Origin of the sequence: Streptomyces sp. NPDC008001, assembly GCF_042958085.1 — a bacterium.
Taxonomy (GTDB): Bacteria; Actinomycetota; Actinomycetes; order Streptomycetales; family Streptomycetaceae; genus Streptomyces.
In genome coordinates this window covers 72525-99257 of record NZ_JBIBIZ010000001.1, presented here as the reverse complement: position 1 = coordinate 99257, position 26733 = coordinate 72525, and the positions used below count along the sequence as shown (strand labels likewise).

Genomic DNA, 26733 nt, shown 5'->3' with positions numbered 1-26733 from the left:
GCACGATCCACCGGACAGGCCCGGGGCGTGCCGCCGGTCGCGGGCTCGCGCACTCCGCCGGGCCTCGTGCCCGCGGTGCCCGGCCTTGCGCCGGGCGCTTCTCCCCGATTCGGGGCAGTTGGTAAAAAGAACCCGCTTAACCCATCGGTCACAAGCTGTTTGTGATCACGCAACACCCCTGCGTCAGGGTGGAACCCATGACGGACGAGACCACCGCAAAACCCCACCGCGCCCATCACTGGCGGCGGGACCTGGTCGAGCTGGCCGCCCTGTTCACCGCGGTCGCCGCCGCCGACGCCATGGCCAACACCGTCGCCCACGGACCCGACGGCCCCGTGCTGCTCGTCTCCTCGGCCGGCGCCCTGCTGGCCACCACGGCCTTCCACACCTGGTGGGCCCGGCGGCACAGCAGCCACGCTCCCCCGCCGGCACCCGCTCCCCCCGCTCCTGATCCCGCCGAGCCCGGCACCCCCGGCACCACCGGCACCACCGGCACCACCCTGTGGCGGATGCGCACGACGGTGCGCGACGAGCCCGGCAGCCTGGCCGCGCTGTGCACGGCCCTGGCCCGCCACGAGGCCGACATCCTCTCCCTGCAGACGCACCCCCTGGGCGACGGCGTCGTCGACGAGCTGCTGCTGCGCGCCCCCGCCGCCCTGGCCGCCAAGGACCTGGCCGACGCCGCGACCGCGGGCGGCGGCAGTGACACCTGGCTGGAGCGGGCCGACGCCCACGACCTCGTGGACGCCCCGACCCGGGTCCTCAACCTCGCCACCCGCACGGCGCTCGACGCCGCCGAACTCCCGCTCGCGCTGCGCCGGCTCTTCGGCCGCTGCACGATCCGCTCCGTGCCCGCCCGCTCGCCGCGCGGCGGCGCCCCCGCCGAGCCGGTGCCGGTGGAAGGGGTGTGGGAGGGGACCGTGATGCGGCTGCGCGACCCCGCCGGCGGCTCGATCACCATCGAGCGGCCGTACCTGCCCTTCACGCCCACCGAGTTCGCCCGGGCCCGCGCGCTGGTCGAGCTCGACGCCCGGCTGGGCCCCCGCGTCCCGCCGAGCACCGACGTCCTGACCCTGCCCGAGGGCAACGAGATCACCGTCCGGCGCGCCGGCTCCGGCGACCTCGCCGCGGCGCGCGCCATGCACGAGCGCTGCTCCGCCGCCACGCTCGCCCAGCGCTACCACGGGCCGGGCGGCGACGCCGACCGGTACCTGCGCCACCTGCTGAGCCCCCGCTTCGGCCGTACGCTGGCCGCCTGCACCGCCACGGGCCGCCTGGTCGCCCTGGGCCACCTGCTGTGGGACGGCGACGAGACGGAGGTCGCCCTCCTCGTCGAGGACGACTGGCAGCGCCGCGGCGTCGGCGGCGAACTCCTCGGCCGCCTGGTGGACCTGGCCGTGGCCGACGGCTGCCGCAGCGTCTACGCCGTCACGCGCTCCTCCAACACCGGCATGGTCGCCGCCATGCGCGCCCTGGGCCTGCCGCTGGACTACCAGCTCGAGGAGGGCACGCTCGTCATCACCGTCCGGCTCGACCCGGCCCGCGTCCCGGCCCTCCCGCCCACACCCTGACAATCCGGCCGGCTCCGGCCACCGGGCCGGGAATATCCGGTGACGCGGCGCACCCCTCCGTACCAGGATGTCCGCATGCCGAACGACACGAGCACCCCGCTTCCCCGCCAGATCGCCGACGCCTACGTCGACGCGTACATCGAACTCGACCCGATCACCGGCACCTACCTGGGAGTTGCGGCGTCCGCGACCCGGCTGCCGGACTTCTCCCCCGCGGGCCAGGAGGCCGTCGCCGCCCTCGCGCGCACCACGCTCGACCGCCTCGCCGAGGCCGAGCGGCGGCCCGGCGCGGACTCCGGCATCGAGCGGCGCTGCGCGCGGCTGCTGCGCGAGCGCCTGACCGCGCAGCTCGCGGTGCACGAGGCCGACGAGCACCTGCGCGCCGTCAGCAACATCCATTCGCCGCTGCACTCGGTGCGCGAGGTGTTCACCCTGATGCCGGCGGACACCGCGGAGGACTGGGCGGCGATCGCCGAGCGGCTGCGGGCCGTGCCCGCGGCCCTGGAGGGCTACCGGGCCTCGCTCGCGGAGGGCCTGGAGCGCAAGCTGCCGGCCGGGCCGCGCCAGGTGGCCACCAACCTCACCCAGCTGGGCGAGTGGATCGGCACCGGCAACGGCTGGTTCGGCGACTTCACCGCGGCGGGCCCGCAGGAGCTGCGCGCCGAGCTGGACGCCGCGGCCGCCGCCGCGACGGGCAGCCTGGTCGCGCTGCGCGACTGGCTGCGCGACGTCTACGCGCCGGGCGTCGAGGGGGCGCCGGAGGTCGTCGGCCGCGAGCGCTACGCCCTCTGGTCGCGCTACTGGAACGGCACGGACCTCGACCTCAACGAGGCGTACGCGTACGGCTGGTCGGAGTTCCACCGCATCCTCGGCGAGATGCGCACCGAGGCGGAGAAGGTGCTGCCCGGCGCGAGGACGCCGTGGGAGGCGCTGGCCCACCTCGACGAGCACGGCACGCACATCGAGGGCGTCGAGGAGGTGCGCGTCTGGCTGCAGCAGCTGATGGACGAGGCCGTCGAGGCGCTGGACGGCACCCACTTCGAGCTGGCCGAGCGGGTCAAGAAGGTCGAGTCCCGCATCGCGCCGCCCGGCGGCGCGGCGGCCGCGTACTACACCGAGCCGTCCGAGGACTTCTCCCGGCCGGGCCGCACCTGGCTGCCGACCATGGGCCAGACCCGCTTCCCCGTCTACGACCTGGTGTCCACCTGGTACCACGAGGGCGTGCCGGGCCACCACCTCCAGCTGGCGCAGTGGATGCACGTGGCGGAGCAGCTCTCGCGCTACCAGGTCACCCTGGGCGGCGTCAGCGCCAACTGCGAGGGCTGGGCGCTGTACGCGGAGCGGCTCATGGACGAGCTGGGCTTCCTCACGGACGCCGAGCGGCGGCTGGGCTACCTCGACGCGCAGATGTGGCGCTCCCTCCGGGTGATCGTGGACATCGGCATGCACCTGGAGCTGGAGATCCCCGCGGACTCCCCCTTCCACCCCGGTGAGCGCTGGACGCCGGAGCTGGTGCAGGAGTTCTGCGACCTGCACAGCGGGCGCCCGTCGGACTACGTGGAGAGCGAGGTCGTCCGCTACCTCGGCATGCCCGCCCAGGCGATCGGCTACAAGCTGGGCGAGCGGGCCTGGCTGGCCGGCCGCGAGGCGGCCCGCGCCGCGCACGGCGACGCCTTCGACGCGAAGGCCTGGCACATGGCGGCGCTGTCGCAGGGCTCGCTGGGCCTGGACGACCTGGTGGCCGAGCTGTCCGTGCTGTGACGGCGAGGGGCGGGCCCGCGAACTCCGCGGGCCCGCCCCGTCCATCAGATCCGCCAGGTGCGGATGCGGTCGGCGCACTCGTAGACGTCGACGCGGTACTCCTTGATGTCGCGCGCGAGGTCGACTATCGACCCGTACGGCGGGTCGATGCCCTCGCCCGCCGCGGCCATGTAGGCGACGACGACCATGCAGGCGTAGAGGCTGCTGCGGACCGGCAGCGGCTGCAGCCGGACGAGGGTGTGCATCAGGGCGGCCGCGCGCCAGGCCGCGTCGGGCTCGTGGTCGAACTTCGCCACGTCGAAGGCGTGCCGGGAGACGGCGGCGGCGAGGGCGGTGTAGTCGTGGACGGCAGGCTCTTCGTACAGCTTCTGTTCCTGGACTCCGAGGAGCCAGGGCAGGTCGATGAGCAGCGGCATCAGGCGGCGGCACCACCCGTGGACGGCGGAGCCTCCTCGGGGAAGGCGGCGTCGAACTCCGCCATGTGCTCGTTCCAGAACTGGGCGGCGCGCTCCACGAAGCGGCGGCGCTGCTGCTCGCGCACCGACAGGTCGTGCACGTAGGCCTTGATGCTCTTGCCGTCCGCGGCAGCGGCCTCGCGGATGGCCGCGAGCTCCTCTTCCGTGAATTCGATGTTGAGTGCCGGCATGGCACCACGGTACCGGCCGAGTACCGCGCGCGGCAGCGCCCGGGACGGACTTCGCGGGCGGGGCGCCGCGGCCGCTCAGCAGCCGCAGTCGTCCGCGGCGAGCGGGGCGGTCAGCGGGTCCGGCGGGAGCTGCCGGGTGCCGCCAGCGGTCTCCACGGCGTAGCCCTCGCGGATCCAGTACTCGATGCCGCCCAGCATCTCCTTGACGCGGTAGCCGAGCCGGGCGAGGGCCAGGGCCGCGCGGGTGGCGCCGTCGCAGCCGGGGCCCCAGCAGTGGACGACGACGGGGACGGCGGGGTCGAGGAACTGCCGGGCCAGTTGCGGGATCTGCGCCGTGGGCAGGTGGACGGCGCCGGGGACGTGGCCCTGCTCCCAGGCCTCGGTGGAGCGCGAGTCCAGGAGGACGAAGTCCCCGGCGCCGGCGGCGAGGGCCGCGTGCACGTCGGCGACGTCGGTGTGGAAGGCCAGGCGGGCGGCGAAGTAGGCGGCGGCATCGGCCGGGAGCGCGGGCGGGACGGCCATGACGCGGCTCGCGGTGGTTCCGGCGGCGGGAGCAGTGGTGGTCATGGCAGTGAATCTACGGTCCGAGACCACCGGACAGAACCGTCAATCCTCGGCAAAACTCTTGAGTTACCGGTGATTTCACTGTTAGACATCGCCCATGACCGGCTATTCCCCTGATGCCACCGACTGGCGCATCCTCGACGCCCTCCAGCACAACGGACGCGCCGGCTACGCCGAGCTGGCGCGGATCGTGAACATGTCCTCCAGCGCCGTCACCGAGCGGGTGCGCCGACTGGAGGAGGCGGGCGTGATCGACGGCTACACGGCCGTCGTCGACCCCGGGAAGCTGGGCATGCACGTCCTCGCGTTCATCCGGCTGCGGTACCCCAACGGGAACTACAAGCCTTTCCACGACCTGCTGGAGAGCACGCCGGAGATCCTGGAGGCGCACCACGTCACCGGCGACGACTGCTTCATGATCAAGGTCGCGGCCCGGTCGATGCGGCACCTGGAGGAGGTCTCGGGCCGGATCGGCGCGCTGGGGTCGGTGACCACGAGCGTCGTCTACTCCTCCCCGCTCCCCCGGCGCGCGATCGCCCGCTGAGACCGCTGATCCCGGTGCGACCGCCGGGCCGGCCGGCGGCTCAGGAGGAGCCGCCCACCTCGTGCCGTACGGACGAGCCCGACCGGCCCTTGACCACCCGCAGCTGAGCGGGCACGCGCCGGCGCAGGTCGGCGACGTGGCTGACGATGCCGACGGCCCGGTCCCGCTCGCGCAGCGAGTCCAGGACGTCCAGCACCTCGTCCAGGGTCTGCTCGTCCAGACTGCCGAAGCCCTCGTCGACGAAGAGGGTGTCCAGCCGTACGCCGCCCGCCTCCTCCGTGACGACGTCGGCGAGGCCGAGGGCGAGGGCGAGGGAGACGAAGAAGGTCTCGCCGCCGGACAGGGTGGCGGTGTCGCGTTCCTTGCCCGTCCAGTGGTCGATCACGTGCAGGCCCAGTCCCGAGCGGGCGTTCCCGCCGGCCCGGGCGTCGGAGTGGACGAGCGTGTAGCGGCCGGCGGACATGCGCCGGAGCCGGGCGGTCGCGGCGGCCGCGACCTGTTCGAGGCGGGCGGCCAGGACGTACGACTCCAGGCGCATGCGGCGTTCGTTGCGCGTGGAGGTTCCCGCGGCGAGCGCCGCCAGCTCGGCGACGCGGTGGTACTCCGCGCGGAGCGGGGCGAGGCGGCGGGCGTCGGCGAGGGCCGCGGCGGAGAGGCGGTCGAGTTCCCGGCAGCGGGTTCGGGCGGCGGCCTCGGCGGACGAGGCGTCGCGGAGCCGGGCGGTCGCGGCGGCGAGGGCCGTGGCGGCGGCCTCCGGGTCGGCGGCGGGGCGGGCGGCCGCCTCCGCGGCCTGCGGGTCGGCGAGTCCGGCGGCCACGGCCGCCTCCTCGCGGGCCCGGGCGTCGAGGCGCTCCTGCAACTCCTGCCGGGCCGCGGGGCCGAGCACGGCCTCCTCCGCGAGCGCGGGGTTGCCGAAGCCGGCGCGGAAGGCGGCGTCGGCGAGCCGGGCGTCGGCCTCCTTCAGCCTGCCGGCCGCGTCCTCCGCGGCGCGGACGGCCTCGACGGCGGCGGCCAGGACGTCCAGCTGCCGTTCCAGGTGGGCGGCCCGGCGGGCGACGGACTCCTCCCCGCCGCGGGCCCGGTCCAGCTCCTCCTCCAGGGCGACCAGGTCGCGGTCGAGCTGTTCGCCGCGCGTGGTGCGCGCGGTGATCCGCGTCAGGGCGGCCTGCCGGGCCTCGCGGCGCAGGTCGTGCTCGCGCTCGGCCCGGCGGAGCTCCTCCTGGGCCGCGTGCAGGCCGGCGCCCGCCGCGCGGGCCTCGGCCAGGGAGCGGCCCAGGCCGGCGGCGAGCGCTTCGAGCTCGGCCGCGGTGGCTCCGCCGGCGTCGGCCTCGGCGCGGGCGAGGGCGTCCTGGAGCCCCTGGAGCTCGCGGGCGGCCGCTTCGCGCACGCCGTCGGCGCGCTGGAAGGCGGCCAGCGCGGCTTCCTCGTCGGCGCGGTCGACCCGGCCGGCAGCGGCCCGGGCCGGGTCGGGGTGTTCGGTGGCTCCGCACACCTTGCAGGCGACGCCGGGCGCGAGTTCGCCCGCGAGCTCGGCGGCGATGCCGTCCAGGCGGCGTTCCTTGAGGTCGAGCCAGGTGGTGCGGGCCGTGACGGCCTTCTCCCGGGCGTCCGTCAGCCGTTGCCCGGCCGCGGCGGCGGCGCCGGTGAGGCGGTCGCGTTCGCGGGCGGCGGCCAGGCGCGTGCGGACGGGGCCGGTCTCGGCCTCCAGGCGGACGGCCCGGTTGGCTTCCTCACGGGCGGTCTCGACGCGTCGTTCGCAGGCGGAGCGGAGGGCTTCCCAGCCGTCGAGCCAGGCGGTGGCCTCGGCGAGCTCGTCCTCGTCGGCGCGGGCCTCGCGTTCCAGTCCGCGCCGCTGGGCCTCGATCCCGGCGGCGCGCTCCTCGGCGCGGCGGGCGGCGGACAGCGAGCCGAGCTCCTCGCGCAGGCTCCGTTCCCGTGCGGCGAGCTGCCCGGCCCCGGCCTCCTGCTGTCCCTCGGGGAGCGCCGCGCGGACGCGCTGCTCGGCGGCGACGGCGGCGCGGTGGGCCCGTTCGGCTTCGGCGCGCAGTTCCAGGAGGGGGACGACCCCGTCGGCGGCGCGGGCCTGCCGCATCCGCTCGCGGTCGGCCTCGTGCGCGCCGGACTGCGCGGCGAGGGCGTCGGCGCGCCGGCGGGCTTCGGCGTGCCGGTGCTGGAGGCGGGCGAGTTCGCGTACGGCGTCGGCGTGGTCCTGGGCGGCCCGGTGGGCGTGCTCGGCGGTGCGTGCGGCGACGACGGCGACGTCCCGGCGTTCCCGGGCGCTGCTGCGGGCGAGGGCGGCCCATTCCAGGACGGCTTCGGCGAGGCCGGGGTCGCCGGGGGCGAGCGGGGCCGCGGCCGCGGCGGCGCGCTGGGCCGGGAGGACCTGCCCGGCGGCGGGCATGCCGTCGGCGGGCCGGGGCGAGGCGTTCTCCCGGGTCCTGCGGCGGGGTGCGGGGACGCCGTCGCGGGCGCGGGCGGCGGGTGCGGTGGCGCCGCCCCCGGCCGCCGCGGCGGGCGAGGGCGTGCCCACCTCGGGCAGCGCGGGGTCGCCGGCGGCCTGCCGCATCCGGTGGGCGAGGGCGAGCAGTCCTTCGTCGCCGGCCCGTACGCCGGCTTCCGCCTCGCGCCGCAGCTCGGCGAGCCGCTTCTCGACGGCGGCGAAGCGGCCCGTGTCGAAGAGCTTGCCGAGCAGTTCGCCGCGGGCGGTGTCCTTGGCGCTCAGGAAGCGGGCGAACTCGCCCTGGGGCAGGAGGACGACCTGGCAGAACTGCTCCCGGCTCATGCCGACGAGCTGTCTGATCTCCTCGCCGATCTCCTGGTGGGAGCGGCTGAGGGCCTCCCACTTCCCGTCGCGGTGTTCGCGCAGCTCGCTCGCGGCGCGTTCCTTGGTGAAGCCGGCGCCCTTCTTCTTGGGGCGCATCTGCTCGGGGCGCCGCGTGATCTCCAGGCGCCGTCCGCCGACGGTGAGGTCGAGGACGACCTGGGTGAGGGTGTCGTCGGCGGCGTGGTCGCTGCGCAGCACCGGGCTGCCGGCGGTGCCCTGGCGGGCGCCGGGGACCTCGTTGTAGAGGGCGTAGCAGACGGCGTCGAGGACGGAGGTCTTGCCGGCGCCGGTGGGCCCGTGGAAGAGGAACAGCCCGTCGGCGGACAGCGCGTCGAAGTCGATGTGCTGGGTGCCGCCGAAGGGGCCGAACGCGGTGATCGTCAGCCGGTGCAGCCTCATCGGGCGCCCGCTCCTTCGGTGGTCTCGCCGAGCCGCACGTGGTCGAGGGCGGCGGTCAGGAGCTGCCGTTCGGGCCCGTCGGCGGCCAGGCCGCCCCGGACGTGGGCCACGAAGTCCTCGGCGATCTCCTGGTCGCTGCGGTCGCGCAGCCGCCGGGCGTACGAGGCGAGGGGGTCCTGCGGCGACCGCTCGGGGTCGAGGACGAGGCTGAGCACGTGCGGGAAGCGGGCGGCGAGCCGGGCCATGGGCTCGTCGGGGCGGTGCGGGTCGGTGAGCGTGGCCTCGACCCAGGCCTCCTCGTGCCGGGTGAGCTCCGGGTCCTGCAGGAGGTCGTCGAGGCGGCCGCGGATGCGGGCGAGGGGGCGGGGCACGGGGCAGTCGATCCGCTCGGCGGTCAGGGTGCCGCCGGCGCCGAGGTCGACGAGCCACATGGTCTTGCGGTGGCCGGCCTCGGAGAAGGAGTAGGCGAGGGGGGAGCCGGAGTAGCGGACGCGCTCGGTGATCGTCTGGCTGCCGTGGAGGTGGCCGAGGGCGGCGTAGTCGACGCCGTCGAAGACGGCGGCGGGGACCTGGGCGACGCCGCCCACGGTGATGTCGCGCTCGCTGTCGCTGGCGGTGCCGCCGGTGACGAAGGCGTGGGCGAGGACCACGGAGCGGGTGCCGGCGGGCCGGGCGGCGAGGTCGGCGCGGACGCGGTCCATGGCGGCTCCGAGCACGTCCGTGTGGGCGGCGCGGGGGGCGCCCAGCTCCTCGCGGACGAGGGCGGGCTCGAGGTAGGGCAGGCCGTAGAAGGCGACGTCGCCGTGGGCGTCGGCGAGGACGACCGGGGTGCCGCAGCCGGCCGGGTCGGTGCGCAGGTGGATGCCCGCACGGCCGATGAGCCCCGCGCCGACGCCCAGGCGGCGCGACGAGTCGTGGTTGCCGGAGATCATGACCGTGGGCACGCCGAGGTCCGCCAGCCGGTGCAGCGCCTCGTCGAAGAGGGCGACGGCGCCGAGCGGGGGGACGGCCCGGTCGTAGACGTCGCCGGCGACGAGCACCACGTCCACCCGCTGCTCCCGGACGGTGCGCACCAGGTGGCCGATGAAGGCGCGCTGGGCGTCGAGCAGGTTCACGCGGTGGAACGAGCGGCCCAGGTGCCAGTCGGACGTATGCAGGATCCTCACGGGCCCCAAGTGTTCCATCCGCGGACGGGTGGTGGGGCATGGCCCCGATGGGCGAACCGGACGGGCGGGGGCGGGAACCCGCTGAAAGGATCCAGAAATATGCGACTTATACGAAACGCCCGTGTCCGCCGCGGCAGCGCCCGCCCCGCCGTACGCGGTCCCCGCCGCCTCTTCGGTTCCCGCCGGTCCCTCCGTCCGCCCCGTCCGCTCGCCCTCGTCCTGACGGTGCTCCTGCTGCTGGCCGGCGGCGCCGCGTGCGCGGCCCGGGACGGGTCCCTGCCCGGCACCGGCGACGGCGACGACATGGCCGGTCTCGGCCGGCTGAAGGGGCAGGCGCGCGGGCCGGTCCAGCAGCCGCAGGCACCGGCGGCGCCGGCGGCTCCGGCGGCTCCCAAGCTCAAGCAGACCCCCGAGCAGCGGCTGGCCGCCGCGCAGCGCTGGGGCCTGGACCAGGCGCCGCTCGAGGCGCCGCCCCCGCCGAAGGAGAAGCCCCGGCTGTCCACGCCCGAGTGGGCGGACCAGGGGGACGGCCTGATCCCGGCGCCCGCCCGCGTCCCGACCGACCGGAAGATCGCGTTCCTGACGATCGACGACGGCGCGGCGAAGGACCGGGAGTTCCTGGAGATGGTGCGGGACCTGCAGGTGCCGCTGAGCGCCTTCCTCACCGACGAGTCCGCGGCCGAGGACTACGGCTACTTCCGCGACCTGCACGCACTGGGCGTCTCGATCCAGAACCACACCCTGCACCACCCGCAGATGAACCACATCTCCGAGGACGAGCAGTACACGGAGATCTGCGGCCAGCAGGACATCCTGGAGCGCGAGATCGGCGCCCGGCCGACGCTCTTCCGCCCGCCCTACGGCGACTTCGACGCCGACACGCTCGCCGTGGCCGAGGAGTGCGGCGCACGGGCCGCGCCGCTGTGGAACGAGGAGGCCTTCGCGGACCGGATGGACTTCCGCCACGACGACCAGCAGTTCCACCCCGGCGACATCATCCTCACCCACTTCAACGGCCCGAAGGCGTGGGGCGGCACCATGTGCGACATGCTGCGGACGGTGCTGCGCAAGGTCACCGAACAGGGCTACGCGCTGGCCCGGCTGGAGGACTACGCGTAGGGCCGGCGCTTGCGCGCAGAGCCAGGGAGGGGGCTCAGGCGTCCCCGTACGCCTCGCCGCCCAGCTCCAGGCGGGCGGTGCCGGCCGTGGTGTCCGCGAGCCAGGCGCGGAAGGACTCGACGTCCGCCTCGGGCAGCCCCACCTCGATGCGGACGTCCGCGCCGTAGCGCACCTCGCGCACGGCGCGGCCCGTCGCCCGCAGGTCGTTCTCCAGCTTTCCGGCGCGCTGGTGGTCGACGGCGACGGTCGCGAGCCGGAAGCGCTGCCGGGTGACGGTCCCGATGACGTCGAGCGCCTCGCCGACCACGCCCCCGTACGCGCGGATCAGCCCGCCCGCGCCGAGTTTGACGCCGCCGAAGTAGCGGGTGACGACGGCGACGGCGTAGCGGACCTCGCGGCGGAGCAGCATCTGCAGCATGGGCACGCCGGCGGTGCCGCCGGGCTCGCCGTCGTCGCTCGCCTTCTGCACGGCGCCGTCGGCGCCCAGCACGTAGGCGAAGCAGTGGTGGCGGGCGGCCGGGTGCTCCTTGCGGACGCGCGCGACGAACGCCTGCGCCTCCTCCTCGGTGGCGGCGGGCGCGAGCGCGCAGAGGAAGCGCGACTTGCTGATCTCGATCTCGTGCACGCCCTCGCGGGCGACCGTCCGGTACTGCTCCGTCATCCCGCCACCCTATGCGGCGGCCCGGGAATGGTGACGCGGGGATGATCGTTGAGCGGGCATGTACGCGGAACCGGGGATCATCCGGAAGATCATCGAGGAGACCGGCGGCACGTGGGCGCTGGTCGGTCTGTCGTCCAACCGGCAGCGGGCCGCCCACGGCGTGGCCGAGGTGCTGCGGCGCCACGGCAAGCGCGTCGTGCCGGTGCACCCCAAGGCGGAGGAGGTCCACGGCGAGCGGGGCTACGCGCGCCTGGCGGACATCCCCTTCCCGGTCGACGTGGTGGACGTGTTCGTCAACAGCGACCTGGCGGGCGCCGTCGCGGACGAGGCGGTCGCGATCGGCGCGCGGGCGGTCTGGTTCCAGCTGGGGGTCGTGGACGAGGCGGCGTACGAGCGCACCCGCGCGGCCGGCCTGGACATGGTGATGGACCGCTGCCCCGCGATCGAGCTCGGCTCACTGCGCGTGCGCGGGGCCGGAGAGGCGGGCGGGGCGTCGTAGGCGCAGCCCGGGCGTGAGGTTTCCCCCCGGCACGGGGGTCAGTGGGCGGGCGGGACGGCCACCGCCATCGTCATTTCCACGGGGACGGTCCCGTCGTTGCGGTAGGAGTGGGGCACGCTCGACTCGAAGGCGGCCGAGGTGCCTGCGGGGACGGTGAGCGGTTCGCCGTCCACGACGAGGGTGAGCTCGCCGGCGGTGACCGTGAGCAGTTCGAGGGTGCCGGCCGGGTGCGGGTCGGAGTCGCTCGCGTCGCCGGGGGCGATGCGCCAGTCCCACAGCTCGACGGGGCCGCGGCCCTGGGCGCCGACGAGCAGGGTGGTGTGGCTGCCCGCCTCCGTGGACCACATGCGCACCGTCTCTTCGCGGGGCACGAGGCGGACGCGTGCGGTCTGTTCCTGGTCGAGGAGCGTGGTGATGCTGACGCCGAGGGCGTCGGCGAGCTTGACGGTGGTGCCCACGCTGGGGTTCGTCCGGGCCTGCTCGATCTGGATGATCATGCCGCGGCTGACCCCGGAGCGTGCCGCCAGGGCGTCGAGGGTGAGGTGGCGCTCGCCGCGCCAGCGCTTGAGGTTGCGGGCGAGCGACTGGGTGAGCCGGTCGAGGTCCGTCGCCATCTCTGCGTCTTCTCTTCCGTCGGCCGTCGAATATTTTATTTCCGCAGTCAAAGATAGTGAACTACGGTGTGCTGAACTGCACCGTTCACCACACTGCACTGTACTGCGAGGTTTTCCCATGACGGCGGTCTTCGCCCTGACCACGAGCTTCCTGTGGGGGCTGGCCGACTTCGGCGGCGGGCTGCTCACCCGGCGCATCCCCGCCCTGACCGTGGTCGTCGTCTCCCAGCTGCTGGCCGTGGGCGTGCTGGGCGCGATCGTCGTCGCCACCGGCGGGTGGAGCGAGGCCGGGCCGCGGCTGTGGTTCGCCGTGGCCGCCGGGCTCATCGGTCCCGCCGCGATGCTCGCCTTCTACCGCGCGCTCGCGGACGGGCCCATGGGCGTCGTCGCCCCGCTCGGGGCGCTCGGCGGCGTCGCCGTGCCGGTGGGCGTCGGCATCGCCGTCGGGGAACGGCCGGGGCTGCTGCAGTTCTCGGGCATCGCGGTCGCCGTCGCCGGCGTCGTCCTGGCGAGCGGCCCCTCCCGCGGCGGCGCGCCCATCCACCGGACGACCCTCCTGCACACCCTCTTCGCGGCCTTCGGCTTCGGCACGGTGATGGCGCTCATCGCCGAGGCGTCGACCACGCTGACCGGCCTGTTCCTCGCCCTGTTCGTGCAGCGCGTGTGCAACGTGGCCGTGGGCGGCACCGCGCTCCTGGTCTCCGCACGGCGGGGCGGGGCGGTGCTGCCGCCGGAGGGCTTCGGTGCGGTGCGGGCAGCGCTGCCCGCGCTCGCGTTCGTCGGCCTGGCGGACGTGGCGGCCAACGGCACGTACAACCTCGCGGCGCGGAGCGGCCCGGTCACGATCGCGGCCGTCCTCGCCTCCCTCTACCCGGTGGTGACGGCACTGGCCGCGCGGGGCGTCCTGAGCGAACGCCTCCGCTCGGTGCAGGCCGCGGGCGCGGGCCTGGCGCTGGTGGGAACGGTATTGCTCGCGGCAGGCTGACGGGACGGCGGCCGGGCAATCATCTTTCCGCCGGTCCGCGACGCGGTGGTGCGCCACTCGTCGCGGACCGGCGGTGCCGTGCCGGGCTCAGCCCGCCGGCGGGCCGTCGTCCGGTGGCGGCGCGTCCGCGAGGGCCCTCAGTTGTTCCGCCGTCATCTCCGAAGGAATCGGTACCGGCGGCGCCGTCCGCAGCGGCGGCACCCAGCCCGTCCCCTCCTCCCAGCGCCGTACGACCTTCGCCGGGGCGCCCGCGACCACCGCGTGGTCCGGGACCTCCCCGCGCACGACCGACCCCGCGGCCACCACCACGTTCCGGCCGAGCCGCGCGCCCGGCAGTATCACCGCGCCGGTGCCCAGCCAGCTGCCGGAGCCTATGGAGACGGGCGCGCTGCGCGGCCACTGCCTGCCGATGGGCTGGTGCGGGTCGTCGTAGGAGTGGTTGTCGCTGGTGACGTAGACGTACGGGCCGCAGAACACGTCGTCGCCGAAGGTCACCCGCTGCGAGGCGACCACGTGGCTTCCCCGGCCGAGGACCACGCCGTTGCCGAGGCGGAGCACCGGGTCGGGCCCGAGGTCGAGGCCCGGCATCATGCCGGCGGTGAGCGTGACCTGTTCGCCGATGATGCAGTGGTCGCCGAGCTCGATCCAGCGCTCGCCGAAGACCGTGCCGAGCGGGAAGGCCAGCTTCGTCGCGGTGCCGATCCTGCCGAAGCGGTACGGGCCGGGCCGCTCGGCGGTGACCGCTCCGGCCTGCTGGATCCACTGCCAGCCGCGGTGCACCGCGCGGGACGCGGCACGACGCCCCCAGGCCCGCAGGGCCGTGGAGGCGTCGGATGAGAACGTGTTCCGGTTCTTCGGCACCCGGACACGGTAGTCGGCCGGGTGCCGGCCGGCCGCCGGGGTGACCTGTGATCTTCACCCCACCGGCCGGCCGGGCAGGTCAGTCCCCGAGGGCCGCCAGGGCCGCCCGGACCTCGTCGCGGAGCAGCTCGACGTAGTCGCGCGCCCAGCCCTCGACGGTCTCCCGGTCCCACAGGTCGGCCGAGTACTCGGCCATCCCCGCGAGCACGTCGCCCGCCGGAACGAGCCCGAGGGTGAGCTCCGCCCGGGAGGCCGCGGGGGCGAGGTCCTCGACGGCCACGGTCAGGCCCGGCATGTCGACGTCCGTCTCCAGCGAGCTCTGGTAGGCGAAGCCGACCGCGAGCCGGTCCGGCATGTCCACCCCCTCGCGCTGCATCAGGGGTGCCAGGCGCCGCGGCGGCATGATCTCGTCGATGCACTCCACCGACGTCCGCGCGACCCGGTCCGTGAGGGCGGCGAAGGACGCCGCCTCGCCGTCGCGCACCCGCAGCGCGAACCCCGAGGTCGTACAGGCCACGAGCGACTCGAACTCGCGGCGCTCCCGGTTGGCGTAGGAGATGCTGAACACGACGTCGGACTGGCCGGACTTGCGGGCCATCAGCCGGCCCAGCGCCGCCACGGTGACCACGTAGGGCGTGGTCCCCCGGCGCCGTGCCAGGCGCTCGACGTCCGCGCGCACGGCGGCGGGCACCGTGAACATCACGACGCCGCCCCGCCCGCTCGGCTCCGCGGGCCGCGGCCGGTCCAGCGGCAGGTCCACGCCGAACGGCACGCCGTCGAGCTCGCGCCTCCAGAACGCCAGCTTGCGCTCGTCGGTGGCGGGATCGGCGTGCTCCCGCTGCCAGTGCGCGTACGCGCCCGGCTGGTACGGGTCGGGCGCCAGCCCGTCGGGCAGGCCCTTCGCGGCCGCCCCGTAGAGCGCGGCCAGCTCCTTCAGGACCAGGCTGACGGCCCAGCCGTCGCACACGGCGTGGTGCAGGACGAACAGCAGCACCCAGGTGCGCTCGCCGGAGCGCAGCAGGCGCAGCGCCGGTCCCGCCCCGGTGGCGAGGTCGAAGGGCGCCTCGGCGGCCGCGGCGGAGATCCGCTCCACCGCGTCCGCGCGCTCCCCTTCGGGCAGCCCGGTCAGGTCCTCGACGGGCAGGCCCACGGGCCGGGCCCGCAGGATCTCCTGCTGCCAGCCGTCGCCGTCGCGGACGATGCGGGTGCGCAGGCCGTCGTGCCGGGCGACGAGCCGGGTCAGGGCGGTGCGCAGCGCGGGCACGTCCAGGTCGCCGGTGAGGGTCAGGCGCATGGCGACGTTGAACACCTGCGGCAGGGGGTGTCCGAGCTGGCCCGTGGCGAAGCGGGCCTGCTGCTCGGTGGCGGGCGCCCGGTGCTCGACGACATCGCCGATGCCGATGCCGATGCGCCCGCTGTCGCCGTCGCCGTCGCCGTCGCCGGAGGAGCCTGTGCCGCCGGACGCGCCCGCCAAGTAGGCGGCCATGGCCCGCAGCGTCGGCTGCTCGTAGAAGCGCACCATCGGGTACTCGGTGCCGAACTCCTCCCGGGCCCGGTTGACCAGCCGGATCGCGGTGATGGAGTGGCCGCCGAGGTCGAAGAACGAGGCGTCGGGCGCGATGGCGCCGGCGTCGGTGCCGAACTCCTCGGCCCACAGCGCCCGCAGCCGCCGCTCGGCGTCGTCCGGCGGCAAGGTCCCCGAAGCCGCCTCCGTGCGAGGCGCAGGAGACACGGCGGGGGCGGGGGCCGCGGCGGGTGCGGCCGTGACGAGGTCGGGGGCCGGGAGCCCCGCGCGGTCCAGCTTGCCGCCCGCCGTGACGGGCAGTGCGGCCAGGACCGTCCAGGCGCGCGGCACGAGGTACTCGGGCAGCCGCTCGGCCAGTGCGTCGGCCATGAGGTCGGCGAAGGCCTGCCGGTCGTCGGCGCCCTCCCCCACCGGGTCGGCGGGGACGGCGAAGGCGGCGAGGTAGGCCTCGCCCCGGCCGTTGCGGCGCGCCAGGACGACCGCCTCGCGCACCCCGTCCAGGGAGTTGAGCGCGCGGGAGACCTCCTCCGGCTCGACGCGGAAGCCGCGGATCTTCACCTGGTCGTCGGTGCGGCCGCGGAACTGCAGCCTGCCGTCCTCCGTCCAGCGCACGAGGTCGCCCGTGCGGTAGAGGCGAGCGTCCGGGCCACCGTCGGGGTCGGGCAGGAAGCGCCCGGCGTCCGCCTCGGGCCGGTTGAGGTAGCCGCGGGCCACCCCGGGCCCGCCGACGTGGAGCTCCCCCACGGCGCCCACGGGTACCGGTGCGCCGGACTCGTCCAGCACGCGCAGGCGCACGTTGTCGACGGGACGGCCGATCGCGATCTCCTCGTCGCCGTCCCCGCCGCCGGGCGCGACCGTCTCGACGGTGCACAGCACGGTGACCTCGGTGGGGCCGTAGACGTTGACGACCTCGTACGGGGTGCCGGGCCGGGGCCGGGTGTGCATCACGTCGCCGCCCATGAGCAGGTGGCGCAGCGGCGGCTGGGCGTCCGGCGGGAGCTGCAGCAACGCCTCGCCGAGGGCCGTGGGCAGGATGGAGAGCGTGACGCCCTGGTCCGCGTACCAGCGGGCGAGGGCGAGCGGGTCCTTGCGGGCGGCCTCGCCGGCCACGGCCACCGAGGCGCCGGCGGTGAGCGCCGGCCAGATCTCCAGGACCGAGGCGTCGAAGCTCTGGCTGCAGACGACGGCGCTGCGGTCGGCGGCGGTGAAGCCGAAGCGCCGGTGGTGCCAGGCGCACAGATCGGCGACGGCGCGGTGCGGCACGGCGACGCCCTTGGGGGTGCCGGTGCTGCCCGACGTGTAGATGACGTAGCAGAGGGACTCGCCGCCGGCCGCGGGCGCGGCGGGGGCGCCGGTACCGGTGCCAGTGCCCGCCGGGGCGTCGTCCGGGGTCACGACGGCGACGCCCTCCGGCAGCCGGAGTCCCGCCGCGCCGCCGGGCGTGGAGACGACGACGCGCGCGCCGGACTCGGCGATCACCTTCTCGGCGCGGGACCGGCCGAGGGCGGGGTCCAGGGGCACGTACGCGCGGCCGGACTTGAGGACCGCGAGCATGGCGACGACGAGGCCGGCCGAGCGCGGCAGCCACAGGGCGACCGGTTCGCCGGCGCCGCCCCGCTCCTGCAGCACGGCCGCCAAACGGCCGGCCCGCTCCTCCAGCTGACGGTAGGTCAGCATCTGGTCGCCGTCGGTCACGGCGGTGGCTCCGGGGGCCGCCGCTGCCCGCCGGGCGACCAGCTCGTGGACGGCGACCGCCTCCACGGGCCGCACGGGTCCGTGCTGCCACGCGGCCGGTACGGGGGCGCCCGGCACGGACGGCGGGACGGCCGCCGCGAGCCGGGACAGCGGGGCCTCGGGCGCCTCGGCGGCGGCCGCGAGCAGGTCCCGGAAGGTGCCGAAGAACCGCTCTGCGGTCTCCGGGTCGAACAGGTCGGTGTTGTACTCCAGGTGGCAGCGGATGCCCTGCGGCTGATCGGTGAAGTAGACGGTGAAGTCCGTCAGGGCCTTGTCCGGGCCCGCGTCCAGCGGCGTGGCCCGCACGCCCGGCAGCTCGAAGCGGAAGGGCTCGCTGCTCTGGAACTCGGCGAGCACCTGGAAGACCGGCGTGCGGTCCGTGACCCGCGGCGGGGCGAGCTCGCGCACCACCGCCTCGAAGGGCACGCCCGCGTGGTCGTACGCGTCGAGGGCGCGGCCGCGCACCCGGTCCAGGAGCGTGGCGAAGGACGGGTCGCCGGAGAGGTCGAAGCGCAGGGCCAGGGTGTTGACGAAGAACCCGAGCAGGTCCCCGGCCCGCTGCGGGCGGTCGGAGATCGGGGTGCCGATGACGATGTCGTCCTGCCCGGTGACCCGGTGCAGCATGGCCGCGTAGCCGGCGAGCAGCGTCATGAACAGGGTGCTGCGGCGGGCCCGGCCGAGCGCGCGCAGCCGCGCGGAGAGCTCCGGGTCCAGGGTGCGGAAGACGGCCCGGCCGTTGGACGTCATGACCGCGGGGCGCGGCCGGTCGGTGGGCAGTTCCAGGACGGGCAGGCCGCCGCCGAGCGTCTCGCGCCAGTAGGCCAGGTCCGCGGCGGCCTCCGGGCCCTCCAGGGCCGCGGCCTGCTCGCGGGCGTGCTCGGCGTAGCTCCACGTGAGGGCGGGCAGGCCGGGGTCGGTGCCGTCGAGACGGGACCGGTAGAGGGCGGACAGGTCGCGGGTGAGGACGGTCGCAGAGGCCGCGTCGACCACGATGTGGTGCAGCGACAGCACGAGGACGTGCGCGTCGTCGCCGAGCTTCACGAGCCGGGTGACGAACAGCGGCCCTTCGGCGAGGTCGAAGCGGCGGCCGCTCTCGGCGGCCAGGGTCTCCCGGACCGCCTCCTCCCCGCGCCCGGTGCCGTCCACGACGGCGAAGTCGGGCTCGGCGGGGGCCCGTACGACCTGGCGCGGCTCGCCACCGGTCTCCCGGAAGACGGTCCGGAGGCCTTCGTGGCGGGCCACGAGGCCGCGCAGCGCCGCGTGCAGGGCGGGCACGTCGAGCGGGCCGTCCAGCCGGATCGCCTTGGTCTCGTTGTAGGCGGTGCGGCCCGGCAGCATGCGCTCCAGGAACCAGATCCGCTGCTGGCCCGGCGAGAGCGGGGCCTCGACGGGGGCGGGGGTGAGGAGGGCGGCGGGCACGGCGGCCGGGGCAGGCGTGGGGGCCGGTGCGGGCACGGGATCCGGAACGGACTCGGAGGCCGGAGTGTACTCGGGAGCCGGTGCGGGCTCGGGGGCCTGCTCGTAGCGGCGGCGCAGGGCGTCGATGTGGGTGAGGCTCGCGCGCAGGTCGTCCGGCGCGACGCCGAAGTCGACGAGCGCGACGATCTCGTCGGCGCCGGCCGCGGTCACCGAGTCCACCACGGGCGAGACGGTGCCGACGGTGCCGATCAGCGCCCGCTGGTCGCAGTAGCGGTCGTAGGCGCGCCGGAACACCACGTCGAGGTCGTCCTCGCTGAGCGAGGAGAGGTCCACGTTGTGCCCGAGGCTGTTGGTGACGCCGCCGAACAGCGACAGCGACGCCCGCATGTAGCGCGAGAGGGGTTCGTACGCCTCGGCGCGGGCGGTGTCGTGGCCGGCGGCGAGGTAGGTGTGCAGCAGGACGGCCACGCGGCCGGCGGCCGGGTCCAGGCCGTGCTCCGCGCGGGTGCGGCGGTACAGCGCGATGTTCTCCGCGAGCTGCTCGACGCTCTGCGTCATCAGGTTGGTGACGATGCCGAGGTCGTGGCGGGCCGCGAGCACGAACGAGGCCGGGTTGCCGACCACCGCCGTGTACATGGGCGGCGCGTCCTGGACGGGCCGCGGGAAGAGCCGGACGTCGGCCTCACCGTCCCCGGTGGCCCGGCGCAGCGGCTCGCCGCGCCAGAACCGCCGCACCTGCTCCAGCTGCTCGTACATCGTCTCCTTGTGCCGGCCGAAGCGCTCGGGGAAGAAGACGAAGTCGTTGGCGTGCCAGCCGCTGGCGATGCCGATGCCGACGCGGCCCCCCGAGAGGTTGTCGGCCATCGACCACTCCTCCGCGACCCGGACCGGGTCGTGGAGCGGCAGCACGACGGACCCGGCGTTGAGCCGGATCCGCGAGGTCTCCCGGGAGAGCGCGGCGGCGAGCACGGCCGGGTTGGGGAAGAGGCCCCCGAAGGAGTGGAAGTGCCGCTCGGGCATCCAGAGCGCGTGGAACCCGTTCCGGTCGGCGAACCGGGCGGTCTCCATGAGCAGCTCGTACTTGCCCTGCTGGTTACCTTCCTCGGGATAGTCGCCGAAGAAGTAGACGCTGAAGTCGGGCGTGCGGGGGGTGGTTTGCGGCGCGGCCGGTTCGGCGGCCGGGGCGGCGGCCGCTGCCGCGTTCCAGGCCATGGAGGCGACCCGTCGTTCCGGTGCGGGGGCCGGTTCGGGCGCCGGCACGGCCGGGCGGGCGCCGGGGAAGAAGCCCGCCCCCCGCAGCTCCCGCAAGGACCCCTTGACCGCATCGGCGATGAACTCCAGGTCGCCGTCCGTATGCGCCGTGGACAGGAAGAAGTTCCGCCACTCCCACACGTGCACGCCGCGCAGCATCAGGTGGTGGTAGAGCAGCTCCATGTCCGCCCGGTGGTCGAAGCGGAACTGCGAGCCGAAGTGGCTCATCCGCAGCGGGAACTCCTCCGCCTCGAAGAAGGCGTTGAGCGACGACGCCAGCTCCGCCGTACGGGCGTTGAGCCGCTCCTGCAGCTGCGGGCTGTGTTCCTTGAGGTGCGTGAGGACCGCCCGCGCGGCGACCATCGACACCGGGTGCTGGATGTACGTGCCGCCGAAGAACGTCGTGTCCGCGGGCGGGTAGCTGTCGTCCCCGTACGACCAGTAGCCGCCGTCGACGCCGTCCATGATGTCGGCGCGGCCGGCGATGGCCCCGATGGGGAAGCCGCCGCCGAGCAGCTTGCCGTAGGTCGCGAGGTCGGGCGTGACGCCGTACAGCTCCTGGGCGCCGCGGAGCGCGGGCCGGAAGCCCGTCAGCATCTCGTCGAACATGAGGACGATGCCGTGGCGCGCGGTCAGCTCGCGCAGCTTCCGGACGAACTCGACGGGCTGCAGCGCCGGGTGCCGGCTCTGCACGGGCTCGATGATGACGGCGGCGATGTCCCCGGCGTGCCGGGCGATGGCCTCCAGGGCGGCGTCGCTGCCGTATTCGAGGACCATCAGCTCCGCGACGGCGCTGTCCGGGATGCCGCGGGAGACGGGCACGGTGGTCCGGTTCTCCGGGGTGCCGGAGGGGCGGCCGAGGACGGTGTCGGCGTGGCCGTGGTACGCGCCGAGGAAGGTGACGATCTTGCTGCGGCCGGTGGCGGAGCGGGCGAGGCGGATCGCCGCCGAGTTCGCCTCGGTGCCGGAGTTGGCGAAGGCCACGCGCTCCATGCCGGTCAGCCCGGCCAGCAGTTCGGCCGCCTCGCCGGTTTCGACGTTGCGGGGGCCGAGCTGGATGCCGCGGGAGAGGTGCTCGCGCACGGCCTCGCCGACGAATGCCGGCTCGTGGCCGAAGAGGAGCACGCCGAAGCCCATGGTGATGTCGACGTACTCGTTGCCGTCGACGTCCTGGAGGCGGGCGCCGCTCGCCCGGCGGCCGGCGATGGGGTAGAGCATCTCCTTCGTGCCGCTGCGGAAGCCGACGACGGCCCGGCTGTCGGCGAGGACCCGGCGGTAGCGCTGGGCGATCTGCTTGGAGGTGGGGGTCTTCGCGGTGTAGCGGCGCACGAGGTCGGCCAGGTGCTCCTGCTGGGCGAGCGGGGCGCCGCCCCGGACCATGCCGGAGCCGCGCGAGACGGTCACCCGCGGGCCGTGCACGCGCCGCGGCTCGGCCGCCTGCCCGGCGGGCGGCTCAGCGGACTGCTCGACGGTCCGGTCCGCGGGCTGCTCAGCGGTCCGGTCCGCGGCGGCCGCCGGTTTCTCCGTGTCCGGCGCTTCCTCGCCCGGCGGACTCACCGCGTCCGCCGGGCCGCCGCCGAGCTGCCCGGCGATGCGGCGCGAGAGCTCGGCCATGGCGGCGATGTCCTGGCCGAGGGCCGCGGAAGCGGCGTCCAGGCCGGTCACCGGGCCACCGCCTTGCCGTTGAGGCCCGACGCCGCCGCGGCGGTCTGGAGCGAGAGCAGCTGGGAGAGCTGGGACATCATCTGCAGCTGTATCTGCGATATCTGCTGCAGCTTGTGGGCGAGGTCCTCCAGCTCCCGGCGCGTGGCGTACTCGGGGGCGCCGGCCGCCGGGACGACGGGCTCAGAAGCAGGGGCGGGAGCCGGGGCCGGGACGGGAGCCGGCGGGACGACGGGCTCCGGCGCCGCGTACGGCTGCGCGGCGGGCTCGGCCCGCTCCGCCACGGGCCCGGGCCTCTCCGCCACGGGCTCCGCGGCAGGCGCGGCCGCCTCCCCCGGCAGGCGGTCCACGATGAGCTCCGCGAGCCGGAGCGGCGTCCCGGTCTCCTCGAAGAGCTCCCGCATCGAGACCCTGACCCGGTGTTCCTGCTCCAGCTCGCGCAGCACGCTGATCATCTGGAGCGAGTCGGCGCCCAGGTCGAAGAAGGAGGTGTCGCCGGTGATGGCGGCCGGGTCGTGGCCGAGATGCCGGGCGGTCGACTCGACGATGCTACGGACGACCCGCTCGACCGCTGCCTGGTGCTGTACCACAGTGGCTCCATTTGTCGCTGGTGTTCCGGTACGTACGGCCGTCAACTCCGGCCCTGTCCAGTAGTCCTTGTGCTGGAAGCGATAGCCCGGCAGCGGGATCCTGCGGCCGCCGCAGCCCGCGAGCAGCGGCCGCCAGTCCGGGTCCGCGCCCGCGCAGTGCAGGGCCGCCGCCGCGTCCCACAGCGCCCCGAGGCCGGTGCCGCGGCGCAGCGACGGCAGCGCGCGCACGTCCGGCAGGGCCCGGCGCGCCAAGCCGCTGAGCGTGGTGTGGGGCCCGATCTCGACCACGGCCGCGGGCTCCTGCGCGCCGACGGTGCGCAGCACCTCGTCGAAGCGCACGGGCTCCCGGGTGTGCCGCAGGAAGTACGCGGCGTCCGGGGTCCAGCCGGGCGCGCGCACCGCGCCGTCCAGTCCGCTGACGAAGGGGACCTCCGTGGGCCGGAAGGCGACCGTGCCGAGCACCGCCCGGAAGTCCTCCAGCATCGGCTCCACGAGGGCGGTGTGGAAGGCGCGTTCCACCGGGAGGCGCCGGCCGGGTGTGCCGCGCTCTTCCAGGAGCGCGCACACGCGGTCCACGGCGGCGACGGGCCCGGCGAGCACGTGGGAGCGCTCGCCGTTGGCCACGGACAGCTCCGCGCCGGGGACTTCGGCGGCCAGGGCGAGGGCCGCGTCGCGGGTGAGCGGTACGGCCGCCATCGCGCCGGGGGCGCAGAGCTTCTGCATCAGCCGGCCGCGTTCGGCGGTCAGCCGCAGCCCGTCCTCCAGGGTGAGGGCTCCGGCGGCGAAGAGGGCCGCGTACTCGCCGACGCTGTGGCCGGTGACGGCGGCGGGGGTGATGCCCGCGTCCTGCCACAGCCGCGTGAGGGCGCACTGCAGCGCGAACAGGGCGGGCTGGGCGGTGTCGGTGGAACCCGTGTCCCCGAGGGGGTCCGCGGCCGGGGAGCCGGGAGCGGCGAGCAGCTCGTCGAGCAGAGAGCCGCCGCCGGTGAGGTCGCGGTGGTGGCGCTCGCAGGCGTCGAGGACCTCGCGCACGGCGGGGAAGCGCTCGTAGAGCTCGGCGGCCGTGCCCCGGTACGGGCTGCCCTGGCCGGTGAACAGGAAGGCGACCGCGGCCGCGCCCTCGCGGGGCGCCGTCCCCGTCGTCACGCCCGCCGGGGCCGTGCCCGCCAGCCAGGCGTCGAGGGCACCGGCGAGCACGGCGGGCGTGGTGCCGCGGGCCGCCAGCCGGTGGCGCCGGTGGGTGCGGCCGAGGGCGGCGGTGGTGACGAGGTCGGCGAGCGGGGTGGCGGGCCGCTCCCGCAGCCGGTCGCGGAAGGCGCGGGCGTTGGCGGCCAGCGCCTCCTCGCTGCTGCCGGAGACCAGCAGGACGTCCGGCGGGGCCGCGGCATCGGCCGGGCGGGGCGCGGGCTCAGGGGCCTGTTCGAGGATGAAGTGGACGTTGGTGCCGCCGATGCCGAGGGAGGTCAGGCCCGCGCGGCGCGGGTGGCCGTCCTCCGGCCAGGGCCGTGCGGTGGCGGGGATATAGAAGGGGCTGCCGTCGAGGGCGAGCAGCGGGTTGGGGGTGGTGAAGTTGGCCATCGGCGGGACGACGCCGTGCTTGAGGACGAGCAGCGTCTTGATCAGGCCGGCCAGGCCGGAGGCGACGTCGAGGTGGCCGATGTTGGCCTTGGTCGAGCCGAGGGCGCAGTAGTGGGTGCGGTCGGTGTCCTCGCGGTACGCGGCCGTGGCGCCGTCGAATTCGATCGGGTCGCCCTTGAGGGTGCCGGTGCCGTGGGTCTCCAGGTAGCCGATGGTGCCGGCGCTGACGCCCGCGCGGTCCAGGGCCCGGCGGATGGCGGCGCGCTGGCCGCCCGCGCTGGGGGCGGTGTACGCCTTCTTGCCGGCGCCGTCGTTGGTGACGCCCCAGCCGCGGATGACGCCGTGGACGGTGTCGCCGTCGGCGAGGGCCCGGTCGAGCCGCTTGAGGACGACGGCGGCGACGCCCGTGCCGCCGACGGTCCCGTCCGCACCCGCGTCGAAGGCTCGCAGCCGGCCGGACTTGGAGAGGATGGAGCCCTTGACGTACTCGTAGCCGAGGACCTGGGGCACGTGGAGGGCCGTGGCGCCGGCGAGGGCGATGTCGCAGTCGTCCGCGAGCAGCGCCTGCGCGGCGGTCTGCACCGCCACGAGCGAACTGGAGCAGGCGGTCTGGACGTTGACGGCGGGTCCGGTGAGGCCGAGCCGGTAGGCGGTGCGGGTGGCGGTGAAGTCGGGGGCGTTGCCCGTGACGATCTGCATGCCCGCCATCCAGTCGCCGGCGGGCTCGCTCGGGAGGACGTTGTTGAGGAAGTAGGTCTCCAGCGTGTACAGGTGGTAGCCCGTGGTGGCGTAGACGCCCACCCGGCTGCCGTCGCGCTCGTCCGGGCGGCCCGCGTCCTCCAGGGCGTGCTGGGCGCACTCCAGGAACATGCGCTGCTGCGGGTCGGTGAGCCGGGCCTCGCGGGCGCTCATCCCGAAGTGCTGGGCGTCGAAGCCGGTGACGTCGTCCAGGATCCCGGAGGCGCCGACGAAGCCGGGCGCCCCGTAGCGCTCGGCGGGCACGCCTGCCGCGGCGAGTTCCTCGTCGGTGAAGCGGGTGATGCAGTCCGTGCCGTCGCGGATGACGCGCCAGAACTCCTCGGGGGTGTCCGCCCCCGGTAACCGGAAAGCCATGCCGATGACGGCGATGCCGGGGACGGGGCGGTGCTGCCGGTGGGGCGTGGGTCTCATGAGGTGCGGCCTTCCGCCGTCGATACGTCCCGGGCCTCCCGGGGCTCGCCGGGCGTGTGATCGTCCCGGGCCTCCTGCCCGTCCGGCCGGTCCTGCGGCTGCCCCTCCGGCCGGTCCGGCCGGTCCGGCCGGTCCTCCTGCCGCTCCTTCTGCCGGTCCTCCTGCCGGGTGAGGGAGCCGCCGCGTTTGAGGAGCACGGCCAGCAGGACGACGCACAGGGCGATGGCCATGCCGTGGAACGTGGCCACGACCTGCAGCGGCGAGAACGACTCCAGCAGGGCCGCGCTGACGAGCATGCCGAGGCCGAAGCCGGTGTTCTCGGCCGAGGCGGACAGCCCGAAGAGCCGGCCGCGCTGAGCGTCGGGGGCGGCCTGGAGCCGGGAGACGTACACGATCTCCGTGAACCCGTCGGCCATGCCGGCCACCAGCGCGGCGATGATGGCCGGCACGGTGGGCAGGCCCGCGAAAACGACGATGAACGCCGCCGACATCACGCACGCCCCGAGCGCGAACGCCCGCTCCCCCGGCGTCCGGCCGGTCTTCTTGGTGACCCGGCCGAACACCTGCTGCGCGACGATGTTGCCGATGGCCCAGGTGGCCCAGAACTGGCTGATGAACGTCGCCGGGTGGCCGGGATCGAGGCTGTCCGAGTAAATGGGCAGGGCCACGTTGTGGGACGAGGAGCCCAGTCCGTCGACCGCCCGGACGGCGATCATCACCGCGAGCAGCGGTGCCGTGCGCAGCAGCATCCGGGCGAAGCCGCTCGCGGCGCCGGGCTCCTCCTGCCCCGCGCCCGCCTCCGCCGGCGTCTCCCCGCCGGCCGCCCGGGTCCGTATCGGCAGCAGGAACAGGACGCTCGCGGAGATCACGAAGGTGGCGGCGTCCAGGGCGAACGCCGTGGTGTACCCGCCGAGCTGCGCGACGACCAGGCCCGACGACGCGAATCCCGCGATCATGGCCAGCGAGCGGCCGGTGACGAGCAGGCCGTTGGCGCGGGCCCGGAGCCCGGGCCCCACGATCTCCGGGACGCTGGTGCGCAGCGCGACCTGGGAGAGGGTGGAGCAGAAACCGGTGATCACCGCCAGGGCGAAGAGCAGGCCCACGCGGGCGCCGTCGGGCGCCAGCAGCAGCGCGGTCAGCGCCAGCGCCTGGGTGAGGTCGGCGCCCACCATCAGCCGCTTGCGGTCGTGGGCGGAGACGAGGCGGCCGCTCACGAAGCCCGACAGGACGTTCGTCACGAGGCGTACGGCCATGAAGGCGCCGGCGGTGAGCGCGCTGCCGGTGACGTGGTAGACGAAGACGTTCAGCGCCACCATGTTCAGATAGCTGCCGTACGCCGAGATCCCGTTGCCGACGACGAGCAGACGGAAGTGCCCCATGCGCGGTCCCCCTCCGGTCGCTCGGGCTGCGGCGCCACGACCGGCGGCGCCGCCTCTCACACTCGCCCGGTTCGAAGCGGGGCTGGAGCCGCGGAAGTTGGGGACTTGACAGCCGACTTGCCTGCGATTAAAGGGGCATTGACCGGATGGCCACTACTTTTTGCTTGCATTTCGCCGAGTTCATGATTAGATCCCTTCAAAGCGTCGCGCG

At 75.2% G+C, this 26733-nt stretch carries 17 protein-coding genes; 6 read left to right on the top strand and 11 right to left on the bottom strand.

Annotated features, from left to right (window positions below; genetic code table 11):
• Positions 1–197 precede the first annotated feature (197 nt).
• Together ACFZCD_RS00425 and ACFZCD_RS00420 are read left to right on the top strand one after the other, a co-directional pair.
• Positions 198–1571, top strand: coding sequence for a GNAT family N-acetyltransferase (locus tag ACFZCD_RS00425; RefSeq protein ID WP_391826295.1), 1374 nt, complete (start codon positions 198–200; stop codon positions 1569–1571).
• 75 nt (positions 1572–1646) lie between these two features.
• Positions 1647–3332: a DUF885 domain-containing protein gene (locus tag ACFZCD_RS00420; protein ID WP_391826293.1), complete on the top strand. Its 1686-nt coding sequence runs from the start codon at positions 1647–1649 to the stop codon at positions 3330–3332.
• A 44-nt stretch (positions 3333–3376) separates the two neighbouring features.
• Here ACFZCD_RS00420 and ACFZCD_RS00415 read toward each other — a convergent pair whose 3' ends face one another.
• The 3 genes from ACFZCD_RS00415 to ACFZCD_RS00405 form a co-directional block, all read right to left on the bottom strand.
• The gene (locus ACFZCD_RS00415) at positions 3377–3748 is read right to left on the bottom strand and encodes a hypothetical protein (protein WP_030364379.1); all 372 of its coding nucleotides are present in this window, start codon (positions 3746–3748) and stop codon (positions 3377–3379) included.
• Positions 3748–3978: a hypothetical protein gene (locus tag ACFZCD_RS00410; RefSeq protein WP_391826291.1), complete on the bottom strand. Its 231-nt coding sequence runs from the start codon at positions 3976–3978 to the stop codon at positions 3748–3750. The genes ACFZCD_RS00415 and ACFZCD_RS00410 overlap by 1 nt, the downstream gene beginning before the upstream one ends.
• A 75-nt stretch (positions 3979–4053) precedes the next feature.
• Entirely contained in the window at positions 4054–4545 is a 492-nt protein-coding gene (locus tag ACFZCD_RS00405; protein WP_391826289.1) for a rhodanese-like domain-containing protein, read from the bottom strand.
• Positions 4546–4639: 94 nt separating this feature from the next.
• Between ACFZCD_RS00405 and ACFZCD_RS00400 the strand changes: the two genes are divergently transcribed.
• Complete coding sequence (locus ACFZCD_RS00400; RefSeq protein ID WP_391826287.1) at positions 4640–5086, top strand: Lrp/AsnC family transcriptional regulator; 447 nt, start codon at positions 4640–4642, stop codon at positions 5084–5086.
• Between the two features lie 40 nt (positions 5087–5126).
• On the opposite strand, the gene ACFZCD_RS00395 is transcribed toward ACFZCD_RS00400, so the two are convergent.
• The gene (locus tag ACFZCD_RS00395) at positions 5127–8309 is read right to left on the bottom strand and encodes an AAA family ATPase (RefSeq protein ID WP_391826285.1); all 3183 of its coding nucleotides are present in this window, start codon (positions 8307–8309) and stop codon (positions 5127–5129) included.
• Positions 8306–9475: an exonuclease SbcCD subunit D gene (locus ACFZCD_RS00390; protein WP_391826283.1), complete on the bottom strand. Its 1170-nt coding sequence runs from the start codon at positions 9473–9475 to the stop codon at positions 8306–8308. Before ACFZCD_RS00390 ends, ACFZCD_RS00395 begins: the two co-directional genes overlap by 4 nt.
• Before the next feature lie 99 nt (positions 9476–9574).
• Between ACFZCD_RS00390 and ACFZCD_RS00385 the strand changes: the two genes are divergently transcribed.
• Complete coding sequence (locus tag ACFZCD_RS00385; protein ID WP_391826281.1) at positions 9575–10594, top strand: polysaccharide deacetylase family protein; 1020 nt, start codon at positions 9575–9577, stop codon at positions 10592–10594.
• 34 nt (positions 10595–10628) lie between these two features.
• Here ACFZCD_RS00385 and ACFZCD_RS00380 read toward each other — a convergent pair whose 3' ends face one another.
• The gene (locus ACFZCD_RS00380; RefSeq protein WP_391826279.1) at positions 10629–11255 is read right to left on the bottom strand and encodes a YigZ family protein; all 627 of its coding nucleotides are present in this window, start codon (positions 11253–11255) and stop codon (positions 10629–10631) included.
• 58 nt (positions 11256–11313) lie between these two features.
• Between ACFZCD_RS00380 and ACFZCD_RS00375 the strand changes: the two genes are divergently transcribed.
• Positions 11314–11754, top strand: a complete 441-nt coding sequence (locus ACFZCD_RS00375) for a CoA-binding protein (RefSeq protein WP_391826277.1) — start codon at positions 11314–11316, stop codon at positions 11752–11754.
• A gap of 38 nt (positions 11755–11792) precedes the next feature.
• Here ACFZCD_RS00375 and ACFZCD_RS00370 read toward each other — a convergent pair whose 3' ends face one another.
• The gene (locus ACFZCD_RS00370) at positions 11793–12368 is read right to left on the bottom strand and encodes a helix-turn-helix domain-containing protein (protein WP_391826275.1); all 576 of its coding nucleotides are present in this window, start codon (positions 12366–12368) and stop codon (positions 11793–11795) included.
• A gap of 118 nt (positions 12369–12486) precedes the next feature.
• Here ACFZCD_RS00370 and ACFZCD_RS00365 point away from each other — a divergent pair, with 118 nt between their 5' ends.
• Entirely contained in the window at positions 12487–13353 is an 867-nt protein-coding gene (locus tag ACFZCD_RS00365) for an EamA family transporter (protein WP_391826273.1), read from the top strand.
• A gap of 87 nt (positions 13354–13440) precedes the next feature.
• Here the strand turns inward: ACFZCD_RS00365 and ACFZCD_RS00360 are convergent, their stop codons facing one another.
• The 4 genes from ACFZCD_RS00360 to ACFZCD_RS00345 form a co-directional block, all read right to left on the bottom strand.
• Positions 13441–14214: an acyltransferase gene (locus ACFZCD_RS00360; RefSeq protein ID WP_391826271.1), complete on the bottom strand. Its 774-nt coding sequence runs from the start codon at positions 14212–14214 to the stop codon at positions 13441–13443.
• Positions 14215–14293: 79 nt separating this feature from the next.
• A complete protein-coding gene (locus tag ACFZCD_RS00355) occupies positions 14294–21808 on the bottom strand; it encodes a MupA/Atu3671 family FMN-dependent luciferase-like monooxygenase (RefSeq protein ID WP_391826269.1) in 7515 nt (2504 codons plus the stop codon).
• The gene (locus ACFZCD_RS00350) at positions 21805–25143 is read right to left on the bottom strand and encodes a type I polyketide synthase (protein WP_391826267.1); all 3339 of its coding nucleotides are present in this window, start codon (positions 25141–25143) and stop codon (positions 21805–21807) included. The genes ACFZCD_RS00355 and ACFZCD_RS00350 overlap by 4 nt, the downstream gene beginning before the upstream one ends.
• Positions 25140–26522 (bottom strand): MFS transporter, encoded by a 1383-nt coding sequence (locus ACFZCD_RS00345; protein ID WP_391826266.1) that lies wholly within the window; start codon positions 26520–26522, stop codon positions 25140–25142. The genes ACFZCD_RS00350 and ACFZCD_RS00345 overlap by 4 nt, the downstream gene beginning before the upstream one ends.
• Positions 26523–26733: the final 211 nt, after the last annotated feature.